Origin of the sequence: Streptomyces sp. NPDC060205, assembly GCF_042728395.1 — a bacterium.
GTDB lineage: Bacteria > Actinomycetota > Actinomycetes > Streptomycetales > Streptomycetaceae > Streptomyces.
Map to the genome: position 1 here is coordinate 1 of NZ_JBHWZP010000112.1, position 26875 is coordinate 26875.

Here is a 26875-nt window from a genome sequence, read left to right on the forward strand (position 1 = left end):
GACCCGAACAGGGCCGGTGCCCCCTCCTCGTCCGACGGCCGCACGCCGCCGTCTTCTCGCCGCGAGGCCTTGGAACTGTGCGGCGCGTGGACCGGGCGGGCCTGCCGCTGTGCGGCTGCACGCGGGGCGGCGCGCCCGCGCGGGCGGTCTCGGCGCTGGACGGCACGTGCTGCGGGCGGCCGTCACGTCGGACACGCCCCACGTCGGCCTTCCCGCTCGGCGGCTCACCCGCCGCGTCCGCGGTCGGAGTCGGCTCCCGGGTGACCGCGGCGGGCGAACCCTGAGCAGCCGAACGCATAGCGCCGGGGCGCGCCGAAGGGGCGGCCACCTCGGCGGTGGTCGCCCCTTCCTGCGTGCGTCTGTCCGGCCTGAGCCCGGTGGGCTACTGACCGCCCTGCTCGTCACGGCGCCGCTGCCAGCGCTGTTCGATGCGGTCCATCATGGAGCGCCGCTGCCGACCCTGACGACGGGCCTGCGGAGCACCCGGCGCACCCGCCGCGGGCTGTTCACCCGGCTTGGGGGCCTTGCGCCAACCGGTGACGGCGAGCACCGCGCAGCCCAGCATGACGAGAAAACCCACCACGCTGACCCAGATCTGCTGTGCGACCATTCCGGCCATGAGGAGCGCGATACCTACGAGGAAGCCGGCGACCGCCTGGTAGACCCGTCGCCGGGTGTACGTACGCAGCCCGCTTCCCTCAAGCGCTGTCGCGAACTTGGGATCTTCGGCGTACAGCGCTCGCTCCATCTGCTCGAGCATTCGCTGCTCGTGCTCCGAGAGCGGCACGGCGTCCTCCTCATCGTGCAGTCGCCGGGGCGACCGGGGGTCCCCTTCAGGATAGGCAGGGAATCGCCCCCGTGAAACCCGCCCCTCTGCGCCAATTCGCCAACCGGAACCCGCCATGGCTTTCCGATCCACTGAGGCGTAGATTCCCCAGCGACCGGCCCGTCATGCCGGACGGTCTCCCCCGATCATACGGCTCCGAGCGCCCGATCGGGGGGCCTGTGGCGTACTCCATCTGCTGTCGCGCCGCTGATCAGCGGTGCGACGCGGGTGGCGGCTCACCCCTCGGCCGACTCCCGCGTCTCACCGAGCACATGAAGCTGCGTGGCAACGGAGTGGAAGGCGGCGAGTTCGGCCGCTGCGGTCTCCAGTTTCAGCAGGGCGTCCAGGGCGCCCGGCTCGGTGTCCACGAGGACTCCGGGGACCAGGTCCGCGAAGACCCGGACGCCGTGCACCGAGGCCACGCCGAGGCCCGCGGCCTCGACCAGAGCGGTGAGCTGGTCGGCGGTGAAGCGGTGCGGAACAGGATCACCCTCGCCCCAGCGGCCGTCCGGGTCACTCAGGGCCTGGCGGGCCTCCGTGAAGTGTCCGGCGAGGGCCCGCGCGAGCACGGCGCCGCCCAGTCCGGCGGCGAGCAGGCTGAGGACACCCTCGGGGCGCAGCGCGCCGACGGCGTTGCGCAGGCCCTCCGCGGGGTCGTCCATGTACTCAAGGACGCCGTGGCACAGCACCGCGTCGTAGCCGCCGCGCTCCACGACGTCGAAGAGGCCGTGGGCGTCGCCCTGGACCCCCTGGACGCGGTCGGCGACGCTCGCCTCGGCGGCCCGGCGCTCCAGCGCGAACAGCGCGTTCGGGCTGGGGTCCACGACGGTGACGCGGTGGCCGAGCCGGGCCACGGGCACCGCGAAGTTGCCGCTGCCGCCTCCGGTGTCGAGCACGTCGAGCGACTCGCGGCCCGTGGCCTTGACCCGGCGGTCGAGGGCGTCCTTCAGAACGTCCCAGACCACGGCGGTACGGAGGGAGGCGCGGGGACTGGAGGGGCCGGAGCGCGGCGACGCCGGTCGAGGGCGGGGGGAGACGGGCGGGCGCATCGGGTCCGACACGGCAGTTGACTCCTCGGCGCGGCACCGCCTCGGTACGGCGGAGCGATGGGCATATCTCCCCCGCCGTGTCCGGGGCCGGGGAGATTCAGGCGTTCCAACCCTATGGCCTCACGCCCGCTGCCCGGCCCCCCGTCTCGCGCGCCGGACGCACGGCCCCTGACCGGCCCGGACCACGGGGGCACAGACCCAGACCCAGTCCCGGACGCGGCCCCAGATCCGGCCGTCGTCATCAGCCCGCGTCCGGGACATCCCTGACGTCCCGCACGTCCCGCACGTCCCGGACCTCCCGGGGGCCGGGCACGACCCGTGCCTCCTGGGCGGGCGGGCCGGTCTGGCCGCCCTGCCCGCCCTCGTGCCGCGGCTGCGGCAGCACCGGCTGGAGCACCAGCATGCGCTCGACGAGGCGGAGGAACATCGCCACGTCACGCAGCAGGTCGTCGGCGTCGCGGATGCTGGCGGCGCCCTGGATGCCGGCCTCCGCGCGGGCCCGGCGGCGGGCTCCCGAGGCGAACAGCGCGCTCCACTCGGCGAGTTCGGGCGCTATCTCGGGCAGCACTTCCCAGGCGCTCCGGATCTTGGCCCGGCGCCTCTCGGTGGTCTCGGGCCGGCCGCGCGCGGCGAGCACGGCCGCGGCGGTGCGCAGCGCGGCCAGGTGCGCCGTCGCGTACCGGTCGTTCGGCATTTCCAGCAGGGCCGCTTCGTCGAGTCCGGCGCGGGCCTGGGCGAGCAGATCGAGGGCGGCGGGCGGGGCCGTGGCACGGCGGAGCACGGGGTGCACGTCGCTCGCCGGTCCGGTCAGTGAGGGGGCAGGGCCGGTGGCGCGGCGCCGGCGGGCGGCGGCTGCGTTGGAGCTGGCCATGACGAACCTCCACTCGTCGTGTGACGGCACACCCCCGACGGGAGATGCCGTATGTGCCTATCGTGCGGTATGCCACTGACAATCCGTTCTGACCTGCGCTTTTGCTTCGCTCATAGGTTCGGAGTAGTTTTTGCACTGACCAGTCAGTTCAAAAACTTTGCGCTTCAACCGGTGCACCGACCGGCCGAAGGGCCCGGAGGGTGGGGGAAGTTGTGGACGGTCCGCACGGACTCGGCGTCACGGCCGAGGACTTCGGGCTCAGGGGACCCCGCGGCTGGGCGTTCCGCGGCGTGGACGTCGACGCGGAGCCCGGCTCGCTGATCGCGGTGGAAGGACCGTCGGGCTCGGGCCGTACGTGTCTGCTGCTCGCGCTCACCGGGCGGATGAAGCCCACCGAGGGGCACGCGAGGGTGGGGCACTTCGAGCTGCCGAAGCAGCTGGCGGCGGTCCGCGGCGTCAGCGCGCTGGCCCATGTGCCCGGCGTCACCGACCTGGAGCCCGCCCTGTCCGTCGCCGAGCACCTCCGGGAGCGCGCACTGCTCCAGCGGCGCTTCGGCGGCCCCGTGCGCGGGCTGCTGCGACCGCGTCGGGAGCGGCTGGCGCAGGCCCGGCTGCGGGTCGACAGCGCGCTGGCCGCCGCCGGGCTCGACCCGGAGGCACTGCCCAAGGGCTCCAGGACCGCCGTGCGTGACCTGGAGCGCGTGGAGGCGCTGCGGCTGTCCGTGGCCCTCGCCCTGATCGGCCGCCCCCGGCTGCTCGGGATCGACGACACCGACCTGAAGCTCTCGGACGCCGAAAGGACCGAGGTCTGGGCCCTGCTGCGCTCCCTGACCGAGGCCGGGACCACGGTCGTGGCGGTGTGCAGCGAGGCTCCCGAGGGCGCGGTCGTGGTGTGCACCGGATCCTCCGACGCACCGGCCCACGACCAACACCGGCCCGGCGACCACGACAACCAGGACCACGACCACGACCACGACAAGGAGACGGTGGATGCGCTCGCCGAAACTGGCCGCGCTTGAGCTCAGGCGCTTCGGCAGGGGCAGGCTCCCGCGCGCGGCGCTGGCCGCGCTCCTGCTGCTGCCCCTGCTGTACGGCGCCCTCTACCTGTGGTCGTTCTGGGACCCGTACGGCCGTCTCGACCGTATCCCCGTGGCGCTGGTGAACGACGACCGGGGAGCCACCGCCGCCGACAAGAAGGTCGTGCTGGGCGACGAGATCACCAAGGGGCTGCGCGGGAGCGACACCTTCGAGTGGCACGAGGTGAGCGCCGCCGAGGCCCGTGAAGGGGTGGAGGACGGCGACTACTACCTGTCGCTGACCATGCCGTCCGACTTCAGCAGGAGGGTCGCGTCCAGTTCGGGCGACTCCCCGGAGACGGGCGCCCTCCAGGTGCGTACGAACGACGCGAACAACTACATCGTCGGGCAGATCTCGCGGACGGTCTTCAGCGAGGTGCGCACGGCCGCCTCGACCAAGGCGGCACGGTCGTTCCTCGACAGGATCTACGTCTCGTTCTCCGACCTGCACGGGAAGACCCAGAAGGCCGCCGAGGGGGCCGACACCCTGTCCGGTGGCATCGGGAAGGCCAAGAAGGGTTCGAAGGACCTCGCGGACGGCCTCGCGGACGCCGAGAAGGGCAGCGGCAAGCTCGCCACCGGCCTGAAGAAGCTCGACACGGGGGCGGGCGACCTGGCGGACGGCTCGCGGCAGGTCTCGGAGGGCACGCAGACCCTCGCGGACAAGGTCAACGGCGTCGCGGACAAGGTGGGGCCCTTCCTGAAGGGCAACGAGAAGGAGATCGGCGACACCGCCCGGCTCGTCGCGGACTCGGCCTCCGTCATCCGCGGCAACCTCGACACGCTGGCGAGGACGGCCCCGGCCGCCGCGAAGAGCGCGCACACGGCCTCCGACACGCTGAACGGCGTCTACAAGGCGCGCTGCGAGGACCAGGACCTGCCACTGCCCGACGCCGCCTGCCCGGACCTCAAGAAGGCCAGGGACGCGGCGGCGGACGTGGCGGAGGTCGCCGACGACGTCGACACGCTGGTGGCCGGCCAGAACGGCGACCTGAAGTCGCTCGACAAGCACCTGGCCACCCTGGAGAAGCAGGCGCGGGCGCTGGCCGACCGCTCACCGCACCTGTCCGAGGACCTGGCCACGGCCGTCTCGAAGATCAACCAGCTCAACAAGGGTGCTGGGAAGGTCGCCAAGGGGGCCGAGACCCTGCACACGGGTCTGGGCACGGCCAAGAAGGGCGCCACCGGCCTGGACAGCGGGATCGGCCGGCTCGGGACGGGAGCGAGCGACCTCGAAGGGGGCATGTACAAGCTCGCCGACGGCTCGGGGAAGCTCGCCGGCGGACTCCACGACGGCGCGGAGAAGATCCCGGACTACGACAAGAAGGACCGTGATCAGCGCACCGGGGTCATGGCCGACCCCGTACAGCTCGCTTCGAAGGACCTGCACAAGGCGCCCAACTACGGCACCGGGTTCGCCCCGTACTTCATTCCGCTCTCCCTGTGGGTGGGCGCGATGGTCGCCTACATGCTGATCCCGCCGCTCAACCGGCGCGCGCTCGCCGCGGGCGCCCCCGCCTGGCGGATCGCGCTGGCGGGCTGGCTGCCGGTGGCCGCCCTGGGAGTGCTGCAGACGGTCGCGCTGATGTCCGTACTGCACTGGGCGATCGGCTTGGCGGCGGTGCGGGCGGCCGGGACGGTGGTCTTCCTGTTCCTGGTGACGGGCTGTTTCGCGGCGATCGTGCAGTGGCTCAACGCACGCTTCGGAGCGGCCGGCCGGATCCTCGTCCTCGCGCTCCTGATGCTCCAGCTGACCTCGGCCGGCGGCACGTACCCCGTGCAGACCAGTCCGGGCTTCTTCAACGCGATCCACCCCTTCATGCCGATGAGTTACGTGGTCGACGCCCTGAGGAGGCTCATCACGGGCGGCGGCCTGGGCCCCGTCTGGCAGGCGTGCGCCGTCCTCACCGCCTTCACCCTGGCCGCCCTCGCGCTCACCGCGGTGTCCGCGCGGCGCCGCCAGGTGTGGACCCTCGACCGACTTCACCCGGAGCTGAGCCTGTGACAATCGGGGCCATGGAAAGCAGCAGGACGGTGGACAGCGGCGGCGGCCGGCGGCAGGCGACCCGGCAGAAGCTCTACGAGGCGGCGGTGACCCTCATCGCCGAACAGGGCTTCTCCGCCACCACCGTGGACGAGATCGCCGAGCGTGCCGGAGTGGCGAAGGGCACGGTCTACTACAACTTCGCGAGCAAGTCCGTCCTCTTCGAGGAGCTGCTCCGGCACGGGGTGGGACTGCTCACCGCCTCCCTGCGGGAGGCGGTCGACAGGACCGACGAGGAGGGCGGCAGCAGGGTCGACGCGCTGGACGCGATGATCCGGGCGGGCCTCGTCTTCATCGGCCGCTACCCGGCCTTCACCCAGCTGTACGTGGCGGAGCTGTGGCGCACCAACCGGGCCTGGCAGTCCACGCTGATGGTGGTCAGGCAGCAGGCCGTCGCGGTCGTCGAGGACGTCCTGCGCGAGGGGATCGCGAACGGCGAGCTGAGCGAGGAGATCGACACCCCGCTGACGGCGGCGGCGCTGGTCGGCATGGTGCTGGTGGCGGCCCTGGACTGGCAGGCGTTCCAGCCGCAGCGCTCCCTGGACGACGTCCACGCGGCACTGTCCCTGCTGCTCCAGGGGAGGGTCGGCGGCGGACGCCTGGGACCCGTATGACACGGAGGCACGGCAGACACGGCGGACACAGGTGAGCGCCGGTCCAAAGTGGCCGCGTCCCCCGCGGGCCACGCCTGACCGGCGCTCCTCCTGTACTCCCCCATGCACCCCCGTGCATCCCCCGGTGGTCCCCGACGGTTCCCCCGTTCCGGTCTCCCTCGGGCCCCCCGTGCCTCGCTCCCGCCGAGTGATCGGCGGAAGGAGCGGTAGAGGGCGCCGCGCCGTTCCGCCGCCCCGTGTCGGCGGTACCGGAGCCGCGCCCCTTTCCGTGCCTCCACTCTCTCGTTCACGCAGGTGGGAACCCATCCGCGCGCGTACTCAACTCACTCCCTAGGTACGCGTACTCAGTCGTCCGCGCTCATGCCCAGGACGCGCCGTTGCCGACTGGTTACGATCGCGTCCGTGTCCGTACTCCCCCTGGTGTTCACCAGCGGCTGGGCCAGCGGTGTCAACGCGTACGCGGTGGTGCTGCTCCTCGGCCTCTTCGGCGCGACCGGACTGACCGACGAGGTCCCCGAGTCGCTGCAGCGCCCCGAAGTCCTCGTCGTGGCCGGCGTCCTGTTCGTCTGCGAGGCCTTCGCCGACAAGATCCCTTACGTGGACTCGGTGTGGGACACCGTGCACACGGTGATCCGCCCGGTGTCGGGCGCCGTCGTCGCGGCGCTGCTGGCCGGGCAGAGCGGTTCGCTGTCCGAGCTGGCGGCCGGGGCGATCGGCGGCTCCTCCGCCCTGGCCAGCCACACCGTCAAGGCCGGGACGCGGATGGCGATCAACACCTCGCCCGAGCCGTTCAGCAACGTCGTGATGAGCACCGCGGAGGATCTCGGGGTCGCCGGGATCCTGACCTTCGCGATGTTCCACCCCGAGGCCGCGGCGATCATCGCGGGCGTCCTGCTGCTGGCCGGTCTGCTGGTGCTCTACTTCCTGATCTCCCGGATCAAGCGGTTCCTGCGGCGCCGGGCCCAGCGCCGCGAGGAGAAACGGCTCGTGGACCGGCTCGGGCCGCCACCGCCCGGCTGACCCCGGCCTCCCGGCTGCCCCCGGCCTTCCGGCGGGCCCCGGGGCCGCGGACCCGTTGTCGGTGGCGGCCGATAAAGTCCCTGGCATGGCACGGATTGTGGTGATCGGCGCCGGGATGGGCGCGATGGCGGCCGCTGCCCGGCTGGCCGTCGCGGGCCACCGGGTGACGGTGTACGAGCGGGCGGCGACGTACGGCGGAGCGGTGGGCCGCTTCGAGCGCGACGGGTTCTCCTTCGACACGGGCCCCGGGCTGCTCCAGCTGCCCGCGGTCTACCGCGATCTGTTCGTGAAGACCGGCAAGGAGCCCCTGGAGGCATGCGTCGACCTGGTCCAGGTCGACCCGGCGGCGCGGCACGTCTTCGCCGACGGCACGGAGGTGTCGCTGCCCAACGCCTCGCGTGCGGGCGTCGTCTCGGCCCTGGACGGGGCACTGGGCGCGGGCGCCGGTGAGCGCTGGGGCGACTTCCTGGTCCGGGCCCGCGAGGCCTGGGACCGGACGCGCAGGCCGCTCCTGGAGGAGCCGCTGTGGGCGGACTGGCAGGTGCTGGGCGAGCGCGAGCCCTACCCCGCGCTGCGGCAGCGGCGCCTGCTGCGCACCCGCACGGCGGCCCGGCTCTCGGAGGTCGGTGCCTGGGAGCTGGGCGACCCCCGTCTCGCCGCCCTCCTGGAGAGTTACGCGCTGGCGTACGGCCTCGACCCGCGCGCGGTCCCGGCGAGCGCGGCCGTCCTGCCGTACATGGAGCACGCCTTCGGCGCGTGGTACGTGCGCGGCGGGATGCGCGAGCTGGCGCGGGCCGTGCACGAGCGGTGCGTGGCCCGGCGGGTGGAGTTCGTCTTCGGGGCCGAGGTCGTCGCCATCACCGAGAAGGACGGCCGGGCGGCCGGCGTGGAGCTGCGTGACGGGACCGTCGCCGAGGCGGACTTCGTGGTGGGCGGCCCGCCGGAGCTGCTGAGGAGCCTGACGGGCCGCGCCGATCTGTACGGGGGCGAGGCACCCGGCTCGCGTCCCGCGTCCCCGTCCTGCGGCAGGGCCGTGGTCTGCCTCGCCCTGCGCGGCCCGCGCGAGGCGGGCGCCGCGCACCGCACGGTCGTGCACGCACCGGACCGGGCCGAGGAGCTGGACCACACCTTCACGGCGGGTGCGGCGGCGCCGCGGCCCACGGTGTGGGTGGACCGTCCGGACGATCCGCGGCTGTGCCCGGACGACGCCCACGAGTCGGTGGTGCTCACGGCGACGGTGCCGTCCCTCGCACACCACGACTGGGCGGCGGCCGGTGCCGCCGACGCCTTCGCGGACCGTATGGTCGCCGCCGCGGAGCGGGCCGTGCCGGAGCTGCGCGGGCGCGTGCTGTGGCGCGAGGTACGGACGCCCCTGCACACGGAGCGGGAGACCGGGGCCCCGGGCGGTGGAGTGCCCGCTCCCGCGCTGGCCGGCGTGGAGGGCACCCGGCTGCGGCCGGGCAACGCCACCCGGATACCGGGCCTGTTCGCGGTCGGCGGCTGGGCGCACCCCGGCGGCGGGCTTCCGCACGCCGGGATGTCGGGATCGCTGGTCGCCGGACTGATCGTGGAGGGGCCGGACTTCAGGGGTTCGCAGTGACGGCGGCGGTGCCGCCCGGGTAGGACGGCGCCGGTACGGAGGTCAGTACCGGTACTGCTGCTCGTCGTACCCGCCCTGCTGCCGGCCGTTGCCCTCGTACGGATAGGGCTGCTCCGGCGGGAGTTCGCCACCGTACGGATCCTCGGTGGTCCGCTGCTGCGGCACCCAGACCCCGCCGGGCGGAGTGTTCTCGCCGCCGTTGTAGGCGCCCGCCGCGTACTGGTCCTGCTCGTAACCCTGCTGTCCTTGCTGTCCCTGCTGCCCGTACTGCTGCTGCGAGGGGTCGTAGGACTGTCCGTAGGAGGCGTCGTAGGACTGCGAGCCGACGTACGGGTCCGAGTAGGGGGCGTACTGCTGCTGCTGTCCGGTGTCGTAGCCGTACTGCTGCTGGTCGTAGCCCGAGTAGCCGTCGTACCCGTAGTTCTGGGCGAACTGGTCCTGGGGCTGGCCCTGGTCGGTCTGGCCGCCCTGTGCCTGCGCCTGGGCGGAGGCGGCGTACGCGGCGTCGGCGGCGGCCGCGTAGGCGGCTTCGCTGTAGACGCCGTACTGGCCGGTGTCGTCGGGCAGGGGCTGCGGTTCGTAGACGGCGGTGGACTCGGCGGCGTTCGCCGGGCGCTGCCCGAAAACCGATTCCTCACGTCCGAAGGCGTCGTCCGCGCCGAAGCTCTCGCCGCGGCCGAAGTCGTCCTGAGGATACGTTCCGCTCTGCGCGGCCTGGAGGTCCGTGACCTCCAGGGTCGGTTCCTGGCGCTCGGGTTCGCCGCGGCGGCGCTTGGTGATGCCCGGCCGTCCGGCGACGGCCCAGCCGGCCGCGAAGCCGCTGCGGAACGACAGCGTGACGTACGTCTGCCCGACGGCGAAGGCGGCGGCGCCCAGACCGATGACCACCACCGACGGGATCAGGACACCGAGGACCACCCCGAGGAAGCCGCCGAAGGCCAGCAGCCGCCAGCGCAGCCGTGCCTTGTACTGCAGCAGCACCTCGCCCAGCAGCCACAGCGCGACGATGCCGAATGCGATGTAGAGGACCGTCCAGCCCATGTACGCCCCTCTCCCAGATGCCGCTACGCAGTGTGTCGTATCACGATGCGACCGGTCTAGGCCTGCTGTGGGTGATGCAGGCCCAGGTTCTCGTAGATTTCCAGCGTCGCGGTGGAGTTGTTCAGCGTGATGAAATGCAGTCCGGGGACTCCCTCGGCCAGCAGCGTCGCGCAGAACTCCGTGGCGAACTCGATGCCAATGGAGCGTACAGCCGCCGGATCGTCTTTGGCTGTGAGGATCCGCTCTTTCAGGGCATCCGGGAACGATGCGTTGCTGAGTTGCGGCAATCGCTCCAACATCTTCACGCTGGTCACCGGCATCACCTCGGGAATGACCGGTGTGTCGCAGCCCGCCGCGTCGACCCGGTCACGCAGTCTCAGGTAGGCGTCCGGGCGGAAGAACATCTGCGTGATCGCGTAGTCCGCGCCGGCCCGGCACTTGTCGACGAAGTTCGCCACGTCCGCGTCCCAGTCCGCGGACCTCGGATGCATCTCCGGGAAGGCCGCGACACCCACGCAGAAGTCGCCGGACTCCTTGATGAGCTGGACCAGTTCGGCCGCGTACGTGAGGCCCTGGGGGTGCGCCACCCAGTCGGCCATGGGGTCGCCGGGCGGGTCGCCGCGCACCGCGAGCATGTTCCGGATCCCGGCGTCCGCGTACTGGCCGATGATGTTGCGCAGTTCCGCGATGGAGTGGTCGACCGCGGTGAGGTGGGCGACCGGGGTGAGCGTCGTGTCGGCGACGATCTGCTCGGTCGCCTTGACCGTGCCGGCGCGGGTGGTGCCGCCGGCCCCGTACGTCACGGAGACGAAGCTGGGGGCGACCGCCTCGACCCTGCGCAGCGCGTTCCACAGGTTCCGCTCGCCTTTTTCGGTCTTCGGCGCCCAGAACTCGAACGAGAAGGTCGTCTTGCCGGTCGCGAGCATGTCGCGCACGGTGCGCGCGCGGTCAGTCCTGGTGGAAGCAGATCCGAGGGCCATACCCGCAGGTTAGCCAGGGGGAGACGGTCACCCAACCGGATGAGGGGAATTTGCCCGAATTGTCGACTTGTTGTCCACTCCTCGGACAACCGGCGCTCGACCGATCCTGGAGCGCGGGCCCGGATCGGCACGTATTCGGCCCTCCGGCTCAGACCGTCCGCAGCCGCTTGGCGAACTCCGTCGCCGCCGCGCCCGGGTCGTCGGCCTCGGTGATCGCCCGTACGACGACGACGCGGCGGGCGCCCGCTTCCAGCACCTCGTCGAGGTTGCCGAGGTCGATGCCGCCGATGGCGAACCAGGGGCGGTCCGTGCCGAGCGCGGCCGTGTGCCGGACCAGGTCGAGGCCCGGCGCGTGGCGGCCCGGCTTGGTGGGGGTCGGCCAGCAGGGGCCGGTGCAGAAGTAGTCCACGCCGTCCTGGACCGCGGCGGCCGAGGCCTCCGGCTCCGAGTGCGTGGAGCGGCCGATCAGGACCTCGTCGCCGAGGATCGCGCGGGCCGCGGGGACGGGGAGGTCCCCCTGGCCGAGGTGCAGGACGTCGGCCCCGGCGGCATGGGCGACGTCGGCGCGGTCGTTCACCGCGAGGAGCTTGCCGTGCCGGCGGCAGGCGTCCGCGAACACCGCGAGGTGCTCCAGCTCCTCGGCCGCCTCCATGCCCTTGTCCCGCAGCTGCACGATGTCCACACCGCCCGCGAGGACCGCGTCCAGGAAGGCGGCGAGGTCGCCCTGGCGCCTGCGGGCGTCCGTGCAGAGGTAGACCCGGGCGTCGGCGAGCTGCGCGCGTGCGGTGGATTCGGGCATGCGTGGGTCCCCCGTGTGGTGTCGGTGGCGTACGGACCGCGGGCCCGGTCCTGTCTTCACAGCTCGCGGTCCGCGGTCCGTACGCCGTGCGGCGTTGCGGTGGTGCGGTGTCCTCAGGTCAGACGGCGAGCGCCTGGGCGCGGCGCTTCACCTCCGTGCCGCGATTCTCACTCAGAGCCTGCGCGGGGGTGCCGGGCAGGCTCTCGTCGGGGGTGAAGAGCCACTCCAGCATCTCTTCGTCGTTGTAGCCGTCGTCCCGCAGGAGCGTCAGGGTGCCTGCGAGGCCCTTGACGACCTTCTGTTCGTCCACGTCGATGAAAGCGGCGGGGACGTGCAGCGCGCGGTTCTCGCCACGGCGTACGGCGATCAGCTGGCCTTCCCTGACCAGCTGCCGGACGCGCGTCACCTCGACGCCGAACTTTTCGGCGATGTCGGGGAGGGTGAGCCAGGCGGGGACGAGAGCATCGATCTTTGCGTCAATCTCGGTCACGGGTACAAGCCTGCCATCTCCCACTGACACCCGGTACCCGGGCGGTCCGCCCGGCCCTGGGCGGGGGCCGGTCGCGCCGTTCCCCGCGCCCCTGAATCCCTCGGCCGTCCGTCGGGTGCGGGCCGGTGGGGGCTGAGCGCGCAGTTCCCCGCGCCCCTCACCCCCCGGTCGTACGTCGGGTGCGGGCCGGACGTGGCTGAGCGCGCAGTTCCCCGCGCCCCTGAAAGGCGGGGCCCGCCCCCACCGGGGCCGCAGGTGACGAACGGGCGCTAGAGCGCCGCCCTCTTCAAGGGACGTGACGGGTCCGTCAGCAGGTCCGGGTCCATTCGGGTGCCGGACTCGATCAGCCGCCGCCCCTGCGCGAGGTCCCGCGGTCGCCCCACCGCGAGGACCGCCACCAGCCGCCCCTCCCGGAGCCAGCACACCGACCAGGAGGGCCCCGCCGGATCCCCCCGCCAGAGCAGCGCGTCAGCCGCCCCGTGATGCCCCGCGTACTGGACGAAGCGGCCGAACTGCTCGGACCAGAAGTACGGCACCGGGTCGTACGGCGCCGGCGTCTCCCCCACGATGTTCGCCGCGACCGTGCGCGGCCCCTGGAGCGCGTTGTCCCAGTGGTGGACGAGCAGCCGCTCCCCGTAACGGCCCGACGGGAACGACGCGCAGTCGCCGACCGCGTACACACCCGGCAGGGACGTGCGCAGATGGTCGTCCGCGACGACCTCCCGGTGGGCGCCGAGTTCGATCCCCGAACCGGCCAGCCAGGACGTGGCGGGCCGCGCCCCGATGCCGACGACCACGGCGCCCGCGGGCAGCCGCGAGCCGTCGTCCAGCACCACCGCGCCGGGCTCGACGCGCTCCACGCGCGCGTGGGTGCGCAGCGACGCCCCGCTGTCCGCGTACCAGGCGGCCATGGGCGCGGCCACCTCGGCCGGCAGCGCGCCCACGAGGGGCCGGTCGGCGGCCTCGACGACGGTCACCGAGCACCCCGCCTCGCGCGCCGCCGTGGCGAACTCCGCGCCGATCCACCCCGCGCCCACCACCACGATGTCGTGCTGCCGGGCGAGGACGGGCCGCAGCCGTTCGGCGTCGTCGAGGGTGCGCAGCAGATGGACTCCGGGTACGCCCTCGGCGCCCGGCAGGCGGACGGGTTCCGCTCCCGTGGCGACGACCAGGACGTCGTACGGGACGCGCCCCTCGGCCGTGTCGAGTTCGCGGGTGTCCGGGCGGACGCCGGTCACCTCCAGGCCCAGGCGCAGTGCCACGTCGAGGGTCTCGAAGTCGACGTCGAAGGCGGATCCCTCGGCCTTGCCGAGCAGGACGGCCTTGGACAGCGGCGGGCGGTCGTACGGCTGGTGGGGTTCCGCGCCGATCAGGGTCACGCTGCCGGGGAAGCCCTGTTCCCGCAGGGCGACGGCGGTCTGGACCCCTGCCATGCCCGCACCGACGATCACGACGCGTACGCGCGCCGCCGGGCCCGTTTCCTGTGTCAGCTCGCTCACCCGGTCACCATAGACAGTCGGTGAAATCGTCGGTCAGGGGCACGGTCGGTGAGCTGTTGCACAACGCCGGACCGGGGCGTCAGCCCGGGGTGACCTCTTCGACCACACTCGTCCCGCTGCCCTCCTGGGACTCCCACTCCCAGGTCTCCGCCAGCCGCACCCGGCCGTCGGGGGTCTCGGCGACCTGGGACACGCAGTGCCCGGAGGAGGTGGTTCCGTCCGTCTTCAGCTGTACGTACCGGAAGTCGAGCCGGTCGCCCTCGCGGGTGCCCACGAGGTGGCCGCGCACGACGTCGCCGCCCGTGTACTCGGCCCAGATCTCACCGTCCTTCTCGTGGTACGAGAACCGGGTGCGCGTGCCCACCTGACCCGGTGCCTGGTCGGCCACGGGGGCGAGAACGAGTCCGTCGAGCGAGCGGGCCATGCCGTGAGGCTCCCTACTGAGGTGCGGGACGAAGAGCTAGGGTGGCCAACGTAAAGCACTCGCGGGAGCCCGGGCGTACCGGGCTGAGAGGGAGGCTGGGACGGCCTCCGACCGTACGAACCTGATCCGGGTCATGCCGGCGAAGGGAGGGGCTGGACGCCCATGTCGCGTACACCGCAATCACCCCCGAACGTGCCGACCACCGATGTCCTGGTCGTCGGAGGCGGGATCATCGGTCTGGTCACCGCCTGGCGGGCCGCACAGCGCGGGCTGACGACCGCGCTGGCCGACCCCGAGCCGGGCGGCGGCGCCGCGCAGGTCGCGGCCGGGATGCTGGCCGCCGTCACCGAGCTGCATTACGGCGAGGAGACCCTGCTCGGCCTCAACCTGGCCTCGGCGGAGCGTTATCCGGACTTCGCCGAGGAGCTGACGGAGGCGACCGGCCAGGACCTCGGCTACCGCAGGTGCGGCACGCTGACCGTCGCGCTCGACGCCGACGACCGCGCCCACCTGCGCGAACTGCACGCCCTGCAGAGCCGGTCGGGCCTGGAGTCGGAGTGGCTGAGCGGCCGCGAGTGCCGCCGTCTGGAGCCGATGCTCGCGCCCGGGGTGCGCGGCGGGCTGCGGGTGGACGGCGACCACCAGATCGACCCGCGCCGGCTCGCCGCGGCCCTGGTCACGGCCTGCGAGCGGGCCGGAGTGGTCCTTCACCGGACCTGGGCCGAGCGCCTGACCGTCGCGGGGGGCCGGGCCACCGGAGTCGTCACGAGGGACGGCACCGAGCTGTCCGCGGGGCAGGTCGTCCTCGCCGCGGGCAGCCTCAGCGGACGTCTCGCGGGTGTGCCCGAGGACGTACTGCCGCCGGTGCGGCCCGTGAAGGGGCAGGTACTGCGCCTGGCCATGCCGGAGCCCGCGCCGAAGGGCCCGGGCGCGCCCTTCCTGAGCCGGACCGTGCGTGCCATGGTCCGCGGCAGCCACGTCTACCTGGTGCCGCGCGAGAACGGCGAGCTGGTCGTCGGCGCGACCAGCGAAGAGCTGGGCTGGGACACCACGGTGACCGCGGGCGGCGTGTACGAACTGCTGCGGGACGCCCACGAACTCGTCCCCGGCATCACCGAACTGCCGCTCACCGAGACCCGCGCCGGACTGCGCCCCGGCTCCCCCGACAACGCGCCCCTGCTCGGTCCCACCCGGCTTCCCGGGCTGCTGCTGGCGACCGGCCACCACCGCAACGGCGTGCTGCTCACCCCGGTCACCGGCGACGCCCTGGCGCACGCCCTGACCACCGGCGAACTCCCGGAAGTGGCGAGTCCGTTCGCCCCCGGCCGGTTCGACACCGCCGCCGCACTCACGGAGCAGCCCGTATGAGCGTGACCGTCCTCGTCAACGGGGAGCGGCGGGAACTGGCCGCCGACACCGCTCTCGACACCCTCGTGACCGCTCTGTGCGCGGCCCCCTCCGGTGTCGCCGCAGCCCTCAACGAGACCGTCGTCCCGCGCACGCAGTGGCCGACGACCCTCCTGCGCGAGGGAGACCGCGTCGAAGTCCTCACCGCCGTCCAAGGAGGCTGACCCATGGCCGACGACCCCTTCGTCCTCGGCGGTACGTCCTACGCGTCCCGTCTGATCATGGGCACCGGCGGTGCCCCCAGCCTCGACGTCCTGGAGCGCTCGCTCGTCGCGTCCGGCACGGAGCTGACGACGGTCGCCATGCGGCGCGTGAGCCCCGGCTCGCACGGCTCGGTGCTGTCCGTGCTCGACCGGCTCGGCATCCGCGTGCTGCCCAACACCGCGGGCTGTTTCACCGCCGGGGAGGCCGTCCTGACGGCCCGCCTCGCGCGCGAGGCGCTCGGCACGGACCTCGTCAAACTGGAGGTCATCGCCGACGAACGCACCCTGCTGCCCGACCCGATCGAGCTGCTCGACGCCGCCGAGACCCTCGTCGACGACGGCTTCACGGTCCTGCCGTACACGAACGACGACCCCGTCCTGGCCCGGAAGCTGGAGGACGTGGGCTGCGCCGCGATCATGCCGCTCGGGGCGCCCATCGGCTCGGGGCTCGGGATCCGCAACCCGCACAACTTCCAGCTGATCGTGGAGCACGCGCGCGTGCCGGTCATTCTGGACGCGGGGGCGGGCACGGCGTCGGACGCGGCGCTCGCCATGGAGCTGGGGTGCGCCGGGGTGATGCTCGCCTCGGCGGTGACCCGGGCGCAGGAGCCGGTCCTCATGGCCGAGGGCATGCGGCACGCGGTCGAGGCCGGGCGCCTGGCGTACCGGGCGGGGCGCATTCCGCGCCGGCACTTCGCCGAGGCCTCGTCCCCGTCGGACGGAATCGCACGGCTCGACCCGGAACGACCCGCTTTCTGACCATTGGCCTGAACATCCGTCCGTATCAAGGCCTCGCACGGCGGTGCACCCGGGGCGAGGTGCGTCACAGGTCGGCTTCAGTACCGCCCCGGAATCGCCCGCACGGGCGGCGCCGTCAGTGGTGGCTCGTACACTCACCTGCGTGGATACGACCCTTCAAGACCCCTTGGTCGGGCATGTGCTCGACGGTCGGTATCGCGTCGACGCCCGCATCGCGGTCGGCGGGATGGCCACGGTCTACCGGGCCGTGGACACCCGTCTCGACCGGGTGCTCGCGCTCAAGGTGATGCATCCGACCCTGGCGGCCGACGTCTCGTTCGTCGACCGTTTCATCCGCGAGGCCAAGTCGGTGGCCAGGCTCGCCCATCCGAACGTGGTGCAGGTCTTCGACCAGGGGACCGACGGCCCGTACGTCTATCTGGCGATGGAGTACGTGGCCGGATGCACCCTTCGTGACGTACTGCGCGAGCGCGGGGCGCTGCAGCCGCGGGCCGCGCTGGACATCCTGGAGCCGGTCCTCGCCGCGCTCGGCGCCGCGCACCGCGCCGGGTTCGTGCACCGCGACATGAAGCCGGAGAACGTCCTGATAGGGGACGACGGCCGGGTGAAGGTCGCGGACTTCGGTCTCGTACGGGCCGTGGACACGGTCACCCACACCACGGGCGCCGTCCTGGGCACGGTGTCGTATCTCGCGCCGGAGCAGATAGAACACGGCACGGCCGACCCCCGGGTGGACGTGTACGCGTGCGGCATCCTCCTCTACGAGATGCTGACCGGCGACCGTCCGCACTCGGGCGACTCACCCGCCGCGGTGCTCTACAAGCACCTCCACGAGGACGTGCCCGCCCCGTCAGCGCTCGTGCCGGACCTCGCCTACGAACTCGACGAGCTGGTCACCTCGGCGACCGCCCGCAACCCCGGGGTCCGCCCGTACGACGCGGTGGCGCTGCTCGCCCTGACCCTGGACGCGCGCAGCGCCCTGAGCGACGACCAGCTGGACGCCGTGCCGCCGGGCGCCCTCGCCGGGGATCGCCCGGGTGGCGCCGAGAACCGTACGAGCGTGATCCCGCGCTCGCTGTCGGTGCCCCGGCTGCTCCCGGTGAACGAGGACGACGCGGAGCTGCACCGCACGAGCTTCCTGCCCTCCCCGCCGCCCGAGCCGCCGCGGCGCGCCCGTATGCGGGCGCCTCGCCGGGGTGTGCTCGCGATCGTCGCCGCGGTGCTGCTGGTCCTCGGCGTCGGCGCGGGGGTCTGGTACATCAACTCGGGCCAGTTCACCGAGGTCCCCGCGGTGCTGGACAAGACGGAGGCGCAGGCCAGGAAGAGCATCGAGGGCGCCGGCCTCGGTGTGAAGACCGAGAAGGCGTACAGCGACACCGTCAAGCTCGGCAGGGTCATCAGCACCGACCCGAAGCCCACCGCCCGGATCCGCGACAACGGCTCGGTGACCCTGACGATCTCCAAGGGCCCCAACACCGTGCGGGTCCCGGACCTCAAGGGCTTCGTGCTCAGCAAGGCCAAGGAGCGGCTGGAGAAGGAAGGGCTGGCGGCCGGCATGGTCACCAAGGCCTTCAGCGAAGACGTCGTCGTGGGCCAGGTGATCAGCACGAAGCCGGGGGCGGGTACCGAGCGCCGCGGCGGTTCCGCGATCGCGCTCGTCGTCAGCAAGGGCAGCCCGGTGGACGTGCCCGACGTGCTCGGCAACGACGTGGAGGACGCCCGGCAGGAGCTGGAGGAAGCGGGCCTGACCGTCGAGGTGGCCTCCGGACGGATCACCTCCGACTTCGAGGCCGGCCAGGTCGCCGAGCAGACGCCCGCCCCCGACAAACAGGTGGCGCAGGGCGCCACCGTCAAGCTGACGGTCTCCAAGGGCCCGCCGCTGGTCGAGGTCCCGGACGTGGTGGGCGACAGCGTCGACGACGCCAAGCAGGCACTGGAGGACGCCGGCTTCGAGGTCGAGGAGGACCGCGGTCTGCTCGGTCTCTTCGGCGACACGGTCGACAGCCAGTCGGTCGAGGGCGGCGAGCAGGCGCCCAAGGGATCGAAGATCACCATCAAGATCCGCTGAGCCCGGCCGGCCGGGCCCGCGGGGACATGGCCGCCGACCGGGCTGCCGGGACCGCGTGACACCCTTGGAGGGTGAGCACTCAGCAGTCCCGCAACCCCGTCGGCGGCCATGTCCCCGTCGCCGGAGGCCTCGCCTCCGTAGGTCTCTCGTACGCGCGTGAACTGGCCGCCGAGACCGTCCAGGTCTTCGTCGCCAACCCGCGCGGCTGGGCGACACCGCCCGGGAACCCGGCCCAGGACGAGCAGTTCCGCGCCGCCTGCGCCGAGGAGTCCCTCCCGGCGTACGTCCACGCGCCCTATCTGATCAACTTCGGCTCGCACACCGAGGCGACCGTGGAGAAGTCGGTGGAGTCGCTGCGGCACTCCCTGCGCCGGGGCCGGGCGATCGGAGCGCTGGGCGTGGTCGTGCACACGGGCTCGGCGACCGGCGGCCGGGAGCGCTCGGTGGCGCTCCGGCAGGTGCGGGAGCATCTGCTGCCGCTGCTCGACGAGCTGACCCACGACGACGACCCGTTCCTGCTCCTGGAGTCGACCGCGGGCCAGGGTTCCTCGCTCTGCTCAAGGACCTGGGACTTCGGGCCGTACTTCGAGGCGCTCGATTCCCACCCCAGGCTCGGTGTCTGCCTGGACACGTGCCACATCTTCGCCGCGGGCCACGACCTCACCGGGCCGAGCGGGATGCACCAGACCCTCGATCTGCTGGTGGACACGGTCGGCGAGGGCAGGCTGAAGCTGATCCACGCCAACGACTCCAAGGACGTGGCGGGCGCCCACAAGGACCGCCACGAGAACATCGGCGCCGGTCACATCGGCGAGGACCCGTTCCGTGCCCTGATGACCCACCCCGCCACCGAGGGCGTACCGCTGATCATCGAGACGCCCGGCGGCAAGGAGGGGCACGCGGCGGACGTGGAGCGCCTGAAGAAGCTCAGGGACGGCTGAGCGGACGCTCCCCACACCACGCCCCGCACCCCACCCCACTTCACCCCGCCCGGGCTCGGCACCCGGCTCCCCCAACGGGTGAACCCTCTTGAGTGGATACCCCCGGGGGGTATATGGTTCCGACTCTGGAACAGGACATCGTCACTCATCGTTGGGGGCTGTGATGCAGCACGACGGACACCCGCACGCGAGCTGGTCCATGGCCGTCCGGGCCACCCTGCACTGCCTCACCGGGTGCGCCATCGGCGAGGTGCTCGGCATGGTGATCGGCACCGCCCTCGGCTGGGGCTCCGTACCGACGCTCTTCCTGGCGATCGCCCTGGCGTTCTTCTTCGGTTACGCGCTCACCCTGCGCGGCGTCCTGGCGGCGGGCGTCGACCTCCGGGCCGCGATCCGGGTCGCGTTCGCCGCGGACACGCTCTCCATCGCCGTGATGGAACTGATCGACAACGGCGTGATCGTCGTGTGGCCGGGCGCGATGGACGCCGGCCTCGGGGACGCGCTGTTCTGGTGGGTGCTGGCGATCGCGCTGGCCGCCGCGTTCGTGGTCACGACACCGGTCAACAAGTGGATGATCGGCCGCGGCAAAGGTCACGCCGTGGTGCACCAGTACCACCACTGACCAGGCGAAACAGCAGCCGTCGGGACGGGCGGAACCTTGACCGGTCAGAGCTCGGGACGGCCAGAGCTCGGGACGGCCGCCAGAGCTCGGGACGGTCAGAGCTCGGGGCCGTCCCCCGGCTCCTCCTGGTAGGAGTAGCGCTGCTCGCGCCAGGGGTCGCCGACGTTGTGATAGCCGCGCTCCTCCCAGAAGCCGCGGCGGTCGGCGGTCATGTACTCCACGCCGCGGACCCACTTGGGACCCTTCCAGGCGTACAGCTGCGGCACGACGAGACGCAGCGGGAAGCCGTGCTCCGCGGTGAGCAGTTCACCGTCCTTGTGGGTGGCGAAGATCGAGCGCTCGGACGCGAAGTCGTCGAGACGCAGATTCGAACTGAAGCCGTACTCCGCCCACACCATGACATGGGTGACGGCGGGCGACGGCGGGGCGATCTCCAGGATCGTCCGGGTAGGCACCCCGCCCCACTCCGCGCCGACCATGCTGAACTTCGTGACGCAGTGCAGATCGGCCACCACCGTCGCGTACGGCAGTGCGGTGAACTCGTCATGGGTCCAGCAGTACTTCTCGCCGTCGGCGGTGGCGCCGAAGATCCTGAACTCCCAGCGCTCGGGACGGAACTTCGGTACGGGCCCGTAGTGCGTGACCGGCCAGCCCCGCTGCAGTCGCTGCCCCGGCGGAAGCTCCGACTGCCCTGCTTCTCCAGATTCACGACCCACCGGCTGACCCATGACTCCATCCTGACAGACCCCGGAAGGTGGACATGACCAGGTCCACACCCACTCGGTCAACCGTCACAAGTCGGACTAAGCCTGTACTTACTTACTAAGCATGCACTTACTGGACGATCTTCAACACCGGTGCAATCATGCGGCGCAACCCACCAGTTCCCCCGCCTGGAAGGAGCCTTCGCGATGCAGGGCGACCCCGAGGTTCTCGAATTCCTCAACGAGCAGCTGACCGCCGAGCTCACCGCGATCAACCAGTACTTCCTGCACGCGAAAATGCAGGAGAACTTCGGCTGGACGAAGCTCGCGAAGTACACGCGCTCCGAGTCGTTCGACGAGATGAAGCACGCGGAGCTGCTCACCGACCGCATCCTCTTCCTGGACGGCCTGCCGAACTACCAGCGGCTCTTCCACGTCCGGGTCGGACAGACGGTCACCGAGATGTTCCAGGCGGACCGCCAGGTGGAGGTCGAGGCGATCGACCGGCTCAGGCGAGGCATCGACCTGATGCGGGCCAAGGGCGACGTCACGTCCGCGAACATCTTCGAGTCGATCCTCGCCGACGAGGAGCACCACATCGACTACCTGGACACCCAGCTGGAGCTGGTGGAGAAGCTCGGCGAGGCGCTCTACATCGCGCAGCTCATCGAGCAGCCGGAGAGCTAGGACGCAGGCCCGGAGAGACAGAACGGGAGTGAGCCGGGGCCCTAGGCCGCCTCGTCCAGCCGCTCCTCCCGGCGGCCCGCCTCCGCGAGCGCCGGTATGTCCTGCTTGACCGTGTCCCGGCCGGGGAGGGCGCCCCGGCCCAGCAGTGCCTGGATGCGCCGGACGCAGGATCCGCAGTCGGTGCCCGCCTTGCAGGCGGACGCTATCTGCCGGGGGGTGCAGGCGCCGTCCGCCGCGTGCTTCTTCACCTGTGCCTCGGTCACTCCGAAGCAGTTGCAGACGAACACGCGGTGCCACCTCCCGACGGGATTCGATAGGTCGTGCCGTCCCGAAGATCGGTGAGGCTAACCTAACCTTACCCGCCGGGTCCGAGCCGCAAAAGTGCGGTGGGGCGCGGATCGTATGTGATCCGCGCCCCACCATGCGTGCCGGTAACAGCCCGAACGGCTGTTGATCTGCTACTGGTCCCGGTACATCTCCGCGACCAGGAAGGCCAGGTCAAGGGACTGGCTGCGGTTCAGCCGGGGGTCGCAGGCCGTCTCGTAGCGCTGGTGCAGGTCGTCGACGAAGATCTCGTCGCCGCCGCCCACGCACTCGGTGACGTCGTCACCGGTGAGCTCGACGTGGATGCCGCCCGGGTGCGTGCCGAGCCCCTTGTGGACCTCGAAGAAGCCCTTGACCTCGTCGAGCACGTCGTCGAAGCGGCGGGTCTTGTGACCGGAGGCCGCCTCGTACGTATTGCCGTGCATCGGGTCGGTGATCCAGGCGACGGTCGCGCCCGAGGCGGTGACCTTCTCGACCAGCTCGGGCAGCTTGTCGCGGACCTTGTCGGCGCCCATCCGGACGATGAAGGTCAGCCGGCCCGGCTCACGGTCCGGGTCGAGCCGCTCGATGTACTGCAGCGCGTCCTCGGCCGTGGTCGTCGGGCCCAGCTTGATCCCGATCGGGTTGCGGATCTTCGAGGCGAACTCGATGTGCGCGCCGTCCAGCTGCCGGGTGCGCTCACCGATCCACACCATGTGGCCGGAGACGTCGTACAGCTGCCCGGTGCGGGAGTCGACCCTGGTCAGCGCCGACTCGTAGTCGAGGAGCAGCGCCTCGTGGGAGGCGTAGAACTCGACCGTCCTGAACTCCTCCGGGTCGGCCCCGCAGGCGTTCATGAAGTGCAGCGCCTGGTCGATCTCGCGCGCCAGCTGCTCGTAGCGCTGGCCGGACGGCGAGGTGCGTACGAAGTCCTGGTTCCAGGCGTGCACCTGGCGCAGGTCCGCGTAGCCGCCGGTGGTGAAGGCGCGGACCAGGTTGAGCGTGGAGGCGGAGGCGTTGTACATCCGCTTCAGCCGCTCGGGGTCCGGGACCCGGGCCTTCTCGTTGAAGTCGAAGCCGTTGACCGAGTCGCCGCGGTACGTCGGCAGGGTCACGCCGTCGCGGGTCTCGGTGTTCTTGGAGCGCGGCTTGGAGTACTGGCCGGCGATCCGGCCGACCTTCACGACCGGCACGGACGCCGCGTACGTGAGGACGGCACCCATCTGGAGCAGGGTCTTGAGCTTGTTGCGGATGTGGTCCGCGGACACGGCGTCGAAGGCCTCGGCGCAGTCGCCGCCCTGGAGAAGGAACGCCTCGCCCTTGGCGACAGCTCCCAACCGGGCGCGCAGCTGGTCGCACTCGCCGGCGAAGACGAGCGGCGGATACGACTCAAGGTCCGCGATCACTTCGCGCAGAGCCTCGGCATCGGGGTACTCGGGCTGCTGCGCCGCGGGCAGGTCTCGCCAGGTGTTGCCAGCGCTCGCGCTGGACTTAGCGTTCACGGTCACGGCGTCAACATTACGGGGTCGTGTCGGGCATCCCTCCCCATGCTCATCAATTGAGACGGATCGCGCTCGATCGAAGCGGTGCGAACCGGCCACCGTCCGCGCAGATCATACGGCGGCCCCGGCGTGGGGTAAGGTGCGGCGCATGTTCGCGCACTCGACCCAGAACCAGAACTGGTGGTGGACCGCTCACCCGGCGGCCCACTGACTGCGCGTACGCAGGACTTCGCGAAGGCCGCCCGAGGGGCGGCCTTCGGTGTTTTCGCGACCGGGACCGTTCCTCACGACCTCTCGCCCACCTCATGCACCGCACTGAGACGCCGAGACTCCGAGAAGGAACAGGAACCCATGAACCTGCTCGATCTGCTGGACGATCCCCGACCGTTCGCCCTGCTGCGCCGCCGCACACCGGGCCGCCCCGCCGAGCCGGGCGACACCGTCGAGCTGCTGCTCGGCCCCGTCACCGAGCACGAGCAGCTGGCCGACCTCCCCGAAGGGCTCGCCCTCGTCCCGTACCGCCAGATCCGCGAGCGCGGCTTCGACGTCCACGACGACGGCACTCCCCTGTCGGTGCTCGTCCCGGAGGAGTCGTACGAGTTTCCCCTGGAGCAGGTGCTGGCGCAGCTGCCCGCGCACGACGTGCGGGTCGAGGACGGCGGCTTCGACGTCGCGGACGAGGAGTACGCGCGGATCGTCGGGCGGGTGCTGCGCGAGGAGATCGGGCGGGGCGAGGGAGCGAACTTCGTCATCCGGCGGACGTACGAGGGAGCGATCCCCGGGTTCGGACGGGCCGACGCGCTGGCGCTCTTCCGGCGGCTGCTGGTGGGCGAGCGGGGGGCGTACTGGACGTTCGTCGTGCACACCGGGGAGCGGACGCTGGTCGGGGCGAGCCCCGAGGTGCATGTGCGGATGTCCGGCGGGACCGTCGTGATGAACCCGATCAGCGGCACGTACCGCTATCCCGCCGAGGGGCCGACGCCCGAGGACCTGCTGGAGTTCCTGGCCGACGGCAAGGAGGTCGAGGAGCTCTCGATGGTCGTCGACGAGGAACTGAAGATGATGTGCACGGTCGGCGACATGGGCGGGGTCGTGATCGGGCCGCGGCTCAAGGAGATGGCCCATCTCGCGCACACCGAGTACGAGCTGCGGGGCAAGTCGTCCCTGGACGTGCGCGACGTGCTGAAGGAGACCATGTTCGCCGCGACCGTCACCGGCTCGCCGGTGCAGAACGCGTGCCGGGTCATCGAGCGGCACGAGGTCGGCGGGCGCGGCTACTACGCCGGGGCCCTCGCCCTCATCGGACGTGACTCCGGCGGCGCCCAGACCCTCGACTCCCCCATCCTCATCCGGACCGCCGACATCGACGGCGGCGGACGGCTGCGCGTACCGGTGGGCGCGACGCTCGTCCGCGGGTCGGATCCGGCGGGCGAGGTCGCGGAGACACACGCGAAGGCGGCGGGCGTACTGGCCGCTCTCGGCGTACGCCCCGGGCGGCCGGGCGGGGAGGAGGCGCGGGCGCGCCTCGCGGACGATCCGCGGGTGCGGGCCGCGCTCGACGGGCGGCGGGCCTCGCTGGCGCCGTTCTGGCTGCGGATGCAGGAGCCGTCGGCCGAGGCGGCGGGCCACGCCCTGGTGGTGGACGGGGAGGACACGTTCACGGCGATGCTCGCCCATCTGCTGCGCTCGTCCGGCCTCGCGGTGACCGTACGGCGGTACGACGAGGAGGGCCTGCGGGAGGCCGTCCTCGCCCACGAGGGGCCGCTGGTGCTGGGCCCCGGCCCCGGCGACCCGTCCGACCTGGCGGACCCGAAGATGGCCTTCCTGCGCGCCCTCACCGCGGAGGTGCTGCGCGGGCACCGGCACGGCGTCCTGGGCGTGTGCCTGGGCCATGAGCTGATCGCGGCGGAGCTGGGCCTGGAGACCGTGCGCAAGGAGATCCCGTACCAGGGCGCCCAGACGGACATCGAACTGTTCGGGCGGACCGAGACCGTCGGTTTCTACAACAGCTTCGTGGCGCGCTGCGACGACGAGGCCGCGCTCGAACTGGCGGCCCATGGTGTGGAGGTCGCCCGCAGCCGGGGCCAGGAGGTGCACGCGCTGCGCGGGCCCGGTTTCGCCGGGGTGCAGTTCCACCCCGAGTCGGTACTGACCCTGCGCGGCACCGACGTCGTACGGGAACTGCTGGCTCAGGTCCGCGCGGGAGCGGGCACCAGCACGTTCTCGGAGCGGCGGCCCGCCAGGTAGTCGAGGACGTTGCTCACCGTGGTCCCGATGATCTGGCCGACCGCGTCCACGGTGTAGTACGCCTGGTGGGAGGTGACGACGACGTTCGGGAACGTGACCAGCCGGGCCAGGGTGTCGTCGTCCACCACGTCGAGGGACTTGTCGAGGAAGAAGAGCCCGGCCTCGGCCTCGTACACGTCGAGGCCGACGCCGGTGAAGCGGCCGGCGCGCAGCTCGGCCACCAGGGCCCTGCTGTCGATGAGGCCGCCGCGGCTGGAGTTCACCAGGATCGCGTCGTCCTTCATCGTGCGCAGGGCGGCGGCGTCGATCAGGTGCTGGGTCTCCGGCAGCAGCGGTACGTGCAGGCTGACGAGGTCGGACTCGGCGAGGAGCCGCCCCCTGGGGACGTACTTCATGCCCAGTTCCACACAGGCGGGATTCTCGACGGCGTCCCAGCCGAGCAGGTTCATCCCGAAGCCATGGGCGATACGGGTGAACGCCTCGCCGATCTTGCCGGTGCCGAGGACGCCGGCGGTGCGGCCGTGCAGGTCGCGGCCCATCAGCCCGTCGAGCCGGAAGTCGAAGTCGCGCGTGCGGTTGGAGGCGCGGACGATACGGCGGTTGACCGCCATGGCGAGGGTCCAGGCGAACTCGGCGACGGAGTGGGGTGAGTAGTACGAGACCCGCGCGACCGTCATTCCCAGCCGCTCGGCGACCTGGAGGTCGATGTTGTTGAAGCCGGTGGAGCGCTGGGCGACCAGCGTGGTGCCGCCGGTCGCGAGGGTCTGCAGGACGGGGCTGCCCAGTTCGCAGTTGACGCTGGTGGAGACGGTCTCGTAACCGGCGGCGATGGGGGCGGTGTCCTCGTTGAGGAAGACGTCCAGGCAGCGGACGTCGTGGTGGCCCTCCGCCCGGAAGGCCTCTTCGAGGAGGGGCTTCTCGTCGGCCTGGACGCCGAAGGCGAGGATCTCCACGGGGCCCTCCGGGGGTTGGCGGGTGTTTCTCGCGTACCCGGCCGAATATACGAACCCCGGCCGGTTCTCGCCCCCGCCGCCCCTACCCGTTCCCGTCAACGACTCGGGGGCGCTGCCCCCGAACCCCCGCTCCTCAAACGCCGGAG

At 71.9% G+C, this 26875-nt stretch carries 28 protein-coding genes and 1 riboswitch; of the genes, 15 read left to right on the forward strand and 13 right to left on the reverse strand.

The window, feature by feature from the left end:
• Window positions 1-284, forward strand: a 284-nt coding sequence (locus ACFWGJ_RS20785) for a hypothetical protein (protein ID WP_387326522.1), incomplete at its 5' end; no start/stop codon positions are given.
• 98 nt (window positions 285-382) lie between these two features.
• On the opposite strand, the gene ACFWGJ_RS20790 is transcribed toward ACFWGJ_RS20785, so the two are convergent.
• The 3 genes from ACFWGJ_RS20790 to ACFWGJ_RS20800 form a co-directional block, all read right to left on the reverse strand.
• A complete protein-coding gene (locus ACFWGJ_RS20790; protein WP_189779038.1) occupies window positions 383-787 on the reverse strand; it encodes a DUF3040 domain-containing protein in 405 nt (134 codons plus the stop codon).
• 275 nt (window positions 788-1062) lie between these two features.
• Entirely contained in the window at window positions 1063-1875 is an 813-nt protein-coding gene (locus ACFWGJ_RS20795) for a class I SAM-dependent methyltransferase (RefSeq protein WP_387326583.1), read from the reverse strand.
• A gap of 241 nt (window positions 1876-2116) precedes the next feature.
• Window positions 2117-2746, reverse strand: coding sequence for an SAV_6107 family HEPN domain-containing protein (locus ACFWGJ_RS20800; protein ID WP_387326525.1), 630 nt, complete (start codon window positions 2744-2746; stop codon window positions 2117-2119).
• 212 nt (window positions 2747-2958) lie between these two features.
• On the opposite strand from ACFWGJ_RS20800, the gene ACFWGJ_RS20805 reads away from it, so the two are divergent.
• The 5 genes from ACFWGJ_RS20805 to ACFWGJ_RS20825 all read left to right on the forward strand — a co-directional run bounded on the left by ACFWGJ_RS20805 (window position 2959) and on the right by ACFWGJ_RS20825 (window position 9100).
• Window positions 2959-3765, forward strand: a complete 807-nt coding sequence (locus tag ACFWGJ_RS20805; protein WP_387326585.1) for an ATP-binding cassette domain-containing protein — start codon at window positions 2959-2961, stop codon at window positions 3763-3765.
• Complete coding sequence (locus tag ACFWGJ_RS20810) at window positions 3737-5827, forward strand: YhgE/Pip family protein (protein WP_387326528.1); 2091 nt, start codon at window positions 3737-3739, stop codon at window positions 5825-5827. Before ACFWGJ_RS20805 ends, ACFWGJ_RS20810 begins: the two co-directional genes overlap by 29 nt.
• An 11-nt stretch (window positions 5828-5838) precedes the next feature.
• On the forward strand, window positions 5839-6480 hold the full coding sequence (locus tag ACFWGJ_RS20815) for a TetR/AcrR family transcriptional regulator (RefSeq protein ID WP_387326531.1): 642 nt from the start codon (window positions 5839-5841) through the stop codon (window positions 6478-6480).
• Window positions 6481-6882: 402 nt separating this feature from the next.
• Complete coding sequence (locus ACFWGJ_RS20820; protein ID WP_387326533.1) at window positions 6883-7500, forward strand: DUF4126 domain-containing protein; 618 nt, start codon at window positions 6883-6885, stop codon at window positions 7498-7500.
• A gap of 85 nt (window positions 7501-7585) precedes the next feature.
• Entirely contained in the window at window positions 7586-9100 is a 1515-nt protein-coding gene (locus ACFWGJ_RS20825; protein WP_387326536.1) for a phytoene desaturase family protein, read from the forward strand.
• A gap of 42 nt (window positions 9101-9142) precedes the next feature.
• Here the strand turns inward: ACFWGJ_RS20825 and ACFWGJ_RS20830 are convergent, their stop codons facing one another.
• The 6 genes from ACFWGJ_RS20830 to ACFWGJ_RS20855 form a co-directional block, all read right to left on the reverse strand.
• Window positions 9143-10141 carry a hypothetical protein gene (locus ACFWGJ_RS20830; RefSeq protein ID WP_387326539.1) on the reverse strand — a complete coding sequence of 333 codons (999 nt, stop codon included), beginning with the start codon at window positions 10139-10141 and terminating at the stop codon, window positions 9143-9145.
• Between the two features lie 56 nt (window positions 10142-10197).
• Entirely contained in the window at window positions 10198-11121 is a 924-nt protein-coding gene (metF, locus tag ACFWGJ_RS20835) for a methylenetetrahydrofolate reductase [NAD(P)H] (RefSeq protein ID WP_267025980.1), read from the reverse strand.
• A gap of 148 nt (window positions 11122-11269) precedes the next feature.
• Window positions 11270-11920, reverse strand: coding sequence for a thiamine phosphate synthase (gene thiE / locus ACFWGJ_RS20840; protein ID WP_387326542.1), 651 nt, complete (start codon window positions 11918-11920; stop codon window positions 11270-11272).
• Between the two features lie 118 nt (window positions 11921-12038).
• Window positions 12039-12410 (reverse strand): Rv2175c family DNA-binding protein, encoded by a 372-nt coding sequence (locus tag ACFWGJ_RS20845; protein ID WP_107017464.1) that lies wholly within the window; start codon window positions 12408-12410, stop codon window positions 12039-12041.
• Between the two features lie 269 nt (window positions 12411-12679).
• The gene (locus tag ACFWGJ_RS20850; RefSeq protein WP_387326547.1) at window positions 12680-13909 is read right to left on the reverse strand and encodes an NAD(P)/FAD-dependent oxidoreductase; all 1230 of its coding nucleotides are present in this window, start codon (window positions 13907-13909) and stop codon (window positions 12680-12682) included.
• A 79-nt stretch (window positions 13910-13988) separates the two neighbouring features.
• Window positions 13989-14333, reverse strand: a complete 345-nt coding sequence (locus ACFWGJ_RS20855) for a hypothetical protein (protein WP_387326550.1) — start codon at window positions 14331-14333, stop codon at window positions 13989-13991.
• A 51-nt stretch (window positions 14334-14384) separates the two neighbouring features.
• Window positions 14385-14498: riboswitch (TPP riboswitch) on the forward strand.
• Between ACFWGJ_RS20855 and thiO the strand changes: the two genes are divergently transcribed.
• The 6 genes from thiO (at window position 14496) to ACFWGJ_RS20885 (ending at window position 20333) form a co-directional block, all read left to right on the forward strand.
• Window positions 14496-15701: a glycine oxidase ThiO gene (thiO, locus tag ACFWGJ_RS20860; RefSeq protein ID WP_387326552.1), complete on the forward strand. Its 1206-nt coding sequence runs from the start codon at window positions 14496-14498 to the stop codon at window positions 15699-15701. It overlaps the preceding riboswitch by 3 nt.
• The gene (gene thiS / locus ACFWGJ_RS20865; protein WP_387326554.1) at window positions 15698-15904 is read left to right on the forward strand and encodes a sulfur carrier protein ThiS; all 207 of its coding nucleotides are present in this window, start codon (window positions 15698-15700) and stop codon (window positions 15902-15904) included. The genes thiO and thiS overlap by 4 nt, the downstream gene beginning before the upstream one ends.
• A 3-nt stretch (window positions 15905-15907) precedes the next feature.
• Entirely contained in the window at window positions 15908-16702 is a 795-nt protein-coding gene (locus ACFWGJ_RS20870; RefSeq protein ID WP_387326557.1) for a thiazole synthase, read from the forward strand.
• 142 nt (window positions 16703-16844) lie between these two features.
• A complete protein-coding gene (gene pknB / locus ACFWGJ_RS20875) occupies window positions 16845-18770 on the forward strand; it encodes a Stk1 family PASTA domain-containing Ser/Thr kinase (RefSeq protein ID WP_387326560.1) in 1926 nt (641 codons plus the stop codon).
• Window positions 18771-18841: 71 nt separating this feature from the next.
• A complete protein-coding gene (locus tag ACFWGJ_RS20880; RefSeq protein ID WP_387326563.1) occupies window positions 18842-19711 on the forward strand; it encodes a deoxyribonuclease IV in 870 nt (289 codons plus the stop codon).
• A gap of 163 nt (window positions 19712-19874) precedes the next feature.
• A complete protein-coding gene (locus tag ACFWGJ_RS20885) occupies window positions 19875-20333 on the forward strand; it encodes a DUF4396 domain-containing protein (RefSeq protein WP_387326588.1) in 459 nt (152 codons plus the stop codon).
• A 95-nt stretch (window positions 20334-20428) separates the two neighbouring features.
• On the opposite strand, the gene ACFWGJ_RS20890 is transcribed toward ACFWGJ_RS20885, so the two are convergent.
• Window positions 20429-21061 (reverse strand): sulfite oxidase-like oxidoreductase, encoded by a 633-nt coding sequence (locus ACFWGJ_RS20890; RefSeq protein WP_387326566.1) that lies wholly within the window; start codon window positions 21059-21061, stop codon window positions 20429-20431.
• Window positions 21062-21244: 183 nt separating this feature from the next.
• On the opposite strand from ACFWGJ_RS20890, the gene bfr reads away from it, so the two are divergent.
• Entirely contained in the window at window positions 21245-21724 is a 480-nt protein-coding gene (bfr, locus tag ACFWGJ_RS20895) for a bacterioferritin (RefSeq protein ID WP_387326568.1), read from the forward strand.
• Window positions 21725-21765: 41 nt separating this feature from the next.
• Here bfr and ACFWGJ_RS20900 read toward each other — a convergent pair whose 3' ends face one another.
• Window positions 21766-22011 (reverse strand): bacterioferritin-associated ferredoxin, encoded by a 246-nt coding sequence (locus ACFWGJ_RS20900; RefSeq protein ID WP_387326571.1) that lies wholly within the window; start codon window positions 22009-22011, stop codon window positions 21766-21768.
• 171 nt (window positions 22012-22182) lie between these two features.
• The gene (locus ACFWGJ_RS20905; RefSeq protein WP_387326574.1) at window positions 22183-23535 is read right to left on the reverse strand and encodes a class II 3-deoxy-7-phosphoheptulonate synthase; all 1353 of its coding nucleotides are present in this window, start codon (window positions 23533-23535) and stop codon (window positions 22183-22185) included.
• Window positions 23536-23677: 142 nt separating this feature from the next.
• Here ACFWGJ_RS20905 and ACFWGJ_RS20910 point away from each other — a divergent pair, with 142 nt between their 5' ends.
• Together ACFWGJ_RS20910 and ACFWGJ_RS20915 are read left to right on the forward strand one after the other, a co-directional pair.
• On the forward strand, window positions 23678-23740 hold the full coding sequence (locus ACFWGJ_RS20910; RefSeq protein WP_152788727.1) for a trp operon leader peptide: 63 nt from the start codon (window positions 23678-23680) through the stop codon (window positions 23738-23740).
• A 140-nt stretch (window positions 23741-23880) separates the two neighbouring features.
• Window positions 23881-25776 (forward strand): anthranilate synthase family protein, encoded by a 1896-nt coding sequence (locus tag ACFWGJ_RS20915; RefSeq protein WP_387326577.1) that lies wholly within the window; start codon window positions 23881-23883, stop codon window positions 25774-25776.
• Here ACFWGJ_RS20915 and ACFWGJ_RS20920 read toward each other — a convergent pair.
• Window positions 25719-26729, reverse strand: a complete 1011-nt coding sequence (locus ACFWGJ_RS20920; protein ID WP_387326580.1) for a 2-hydroxyacid dehydrogenase — start codon at window positions 26727-26729, stop codon at window positions 25719-25721. The genes ACFWGJ_RS20915 and ACFWGJ_RS20920 overlap by 58 nt on opposite strands.
• Window positions 26730-26875 lie beyond the last annotated feature (146 nt).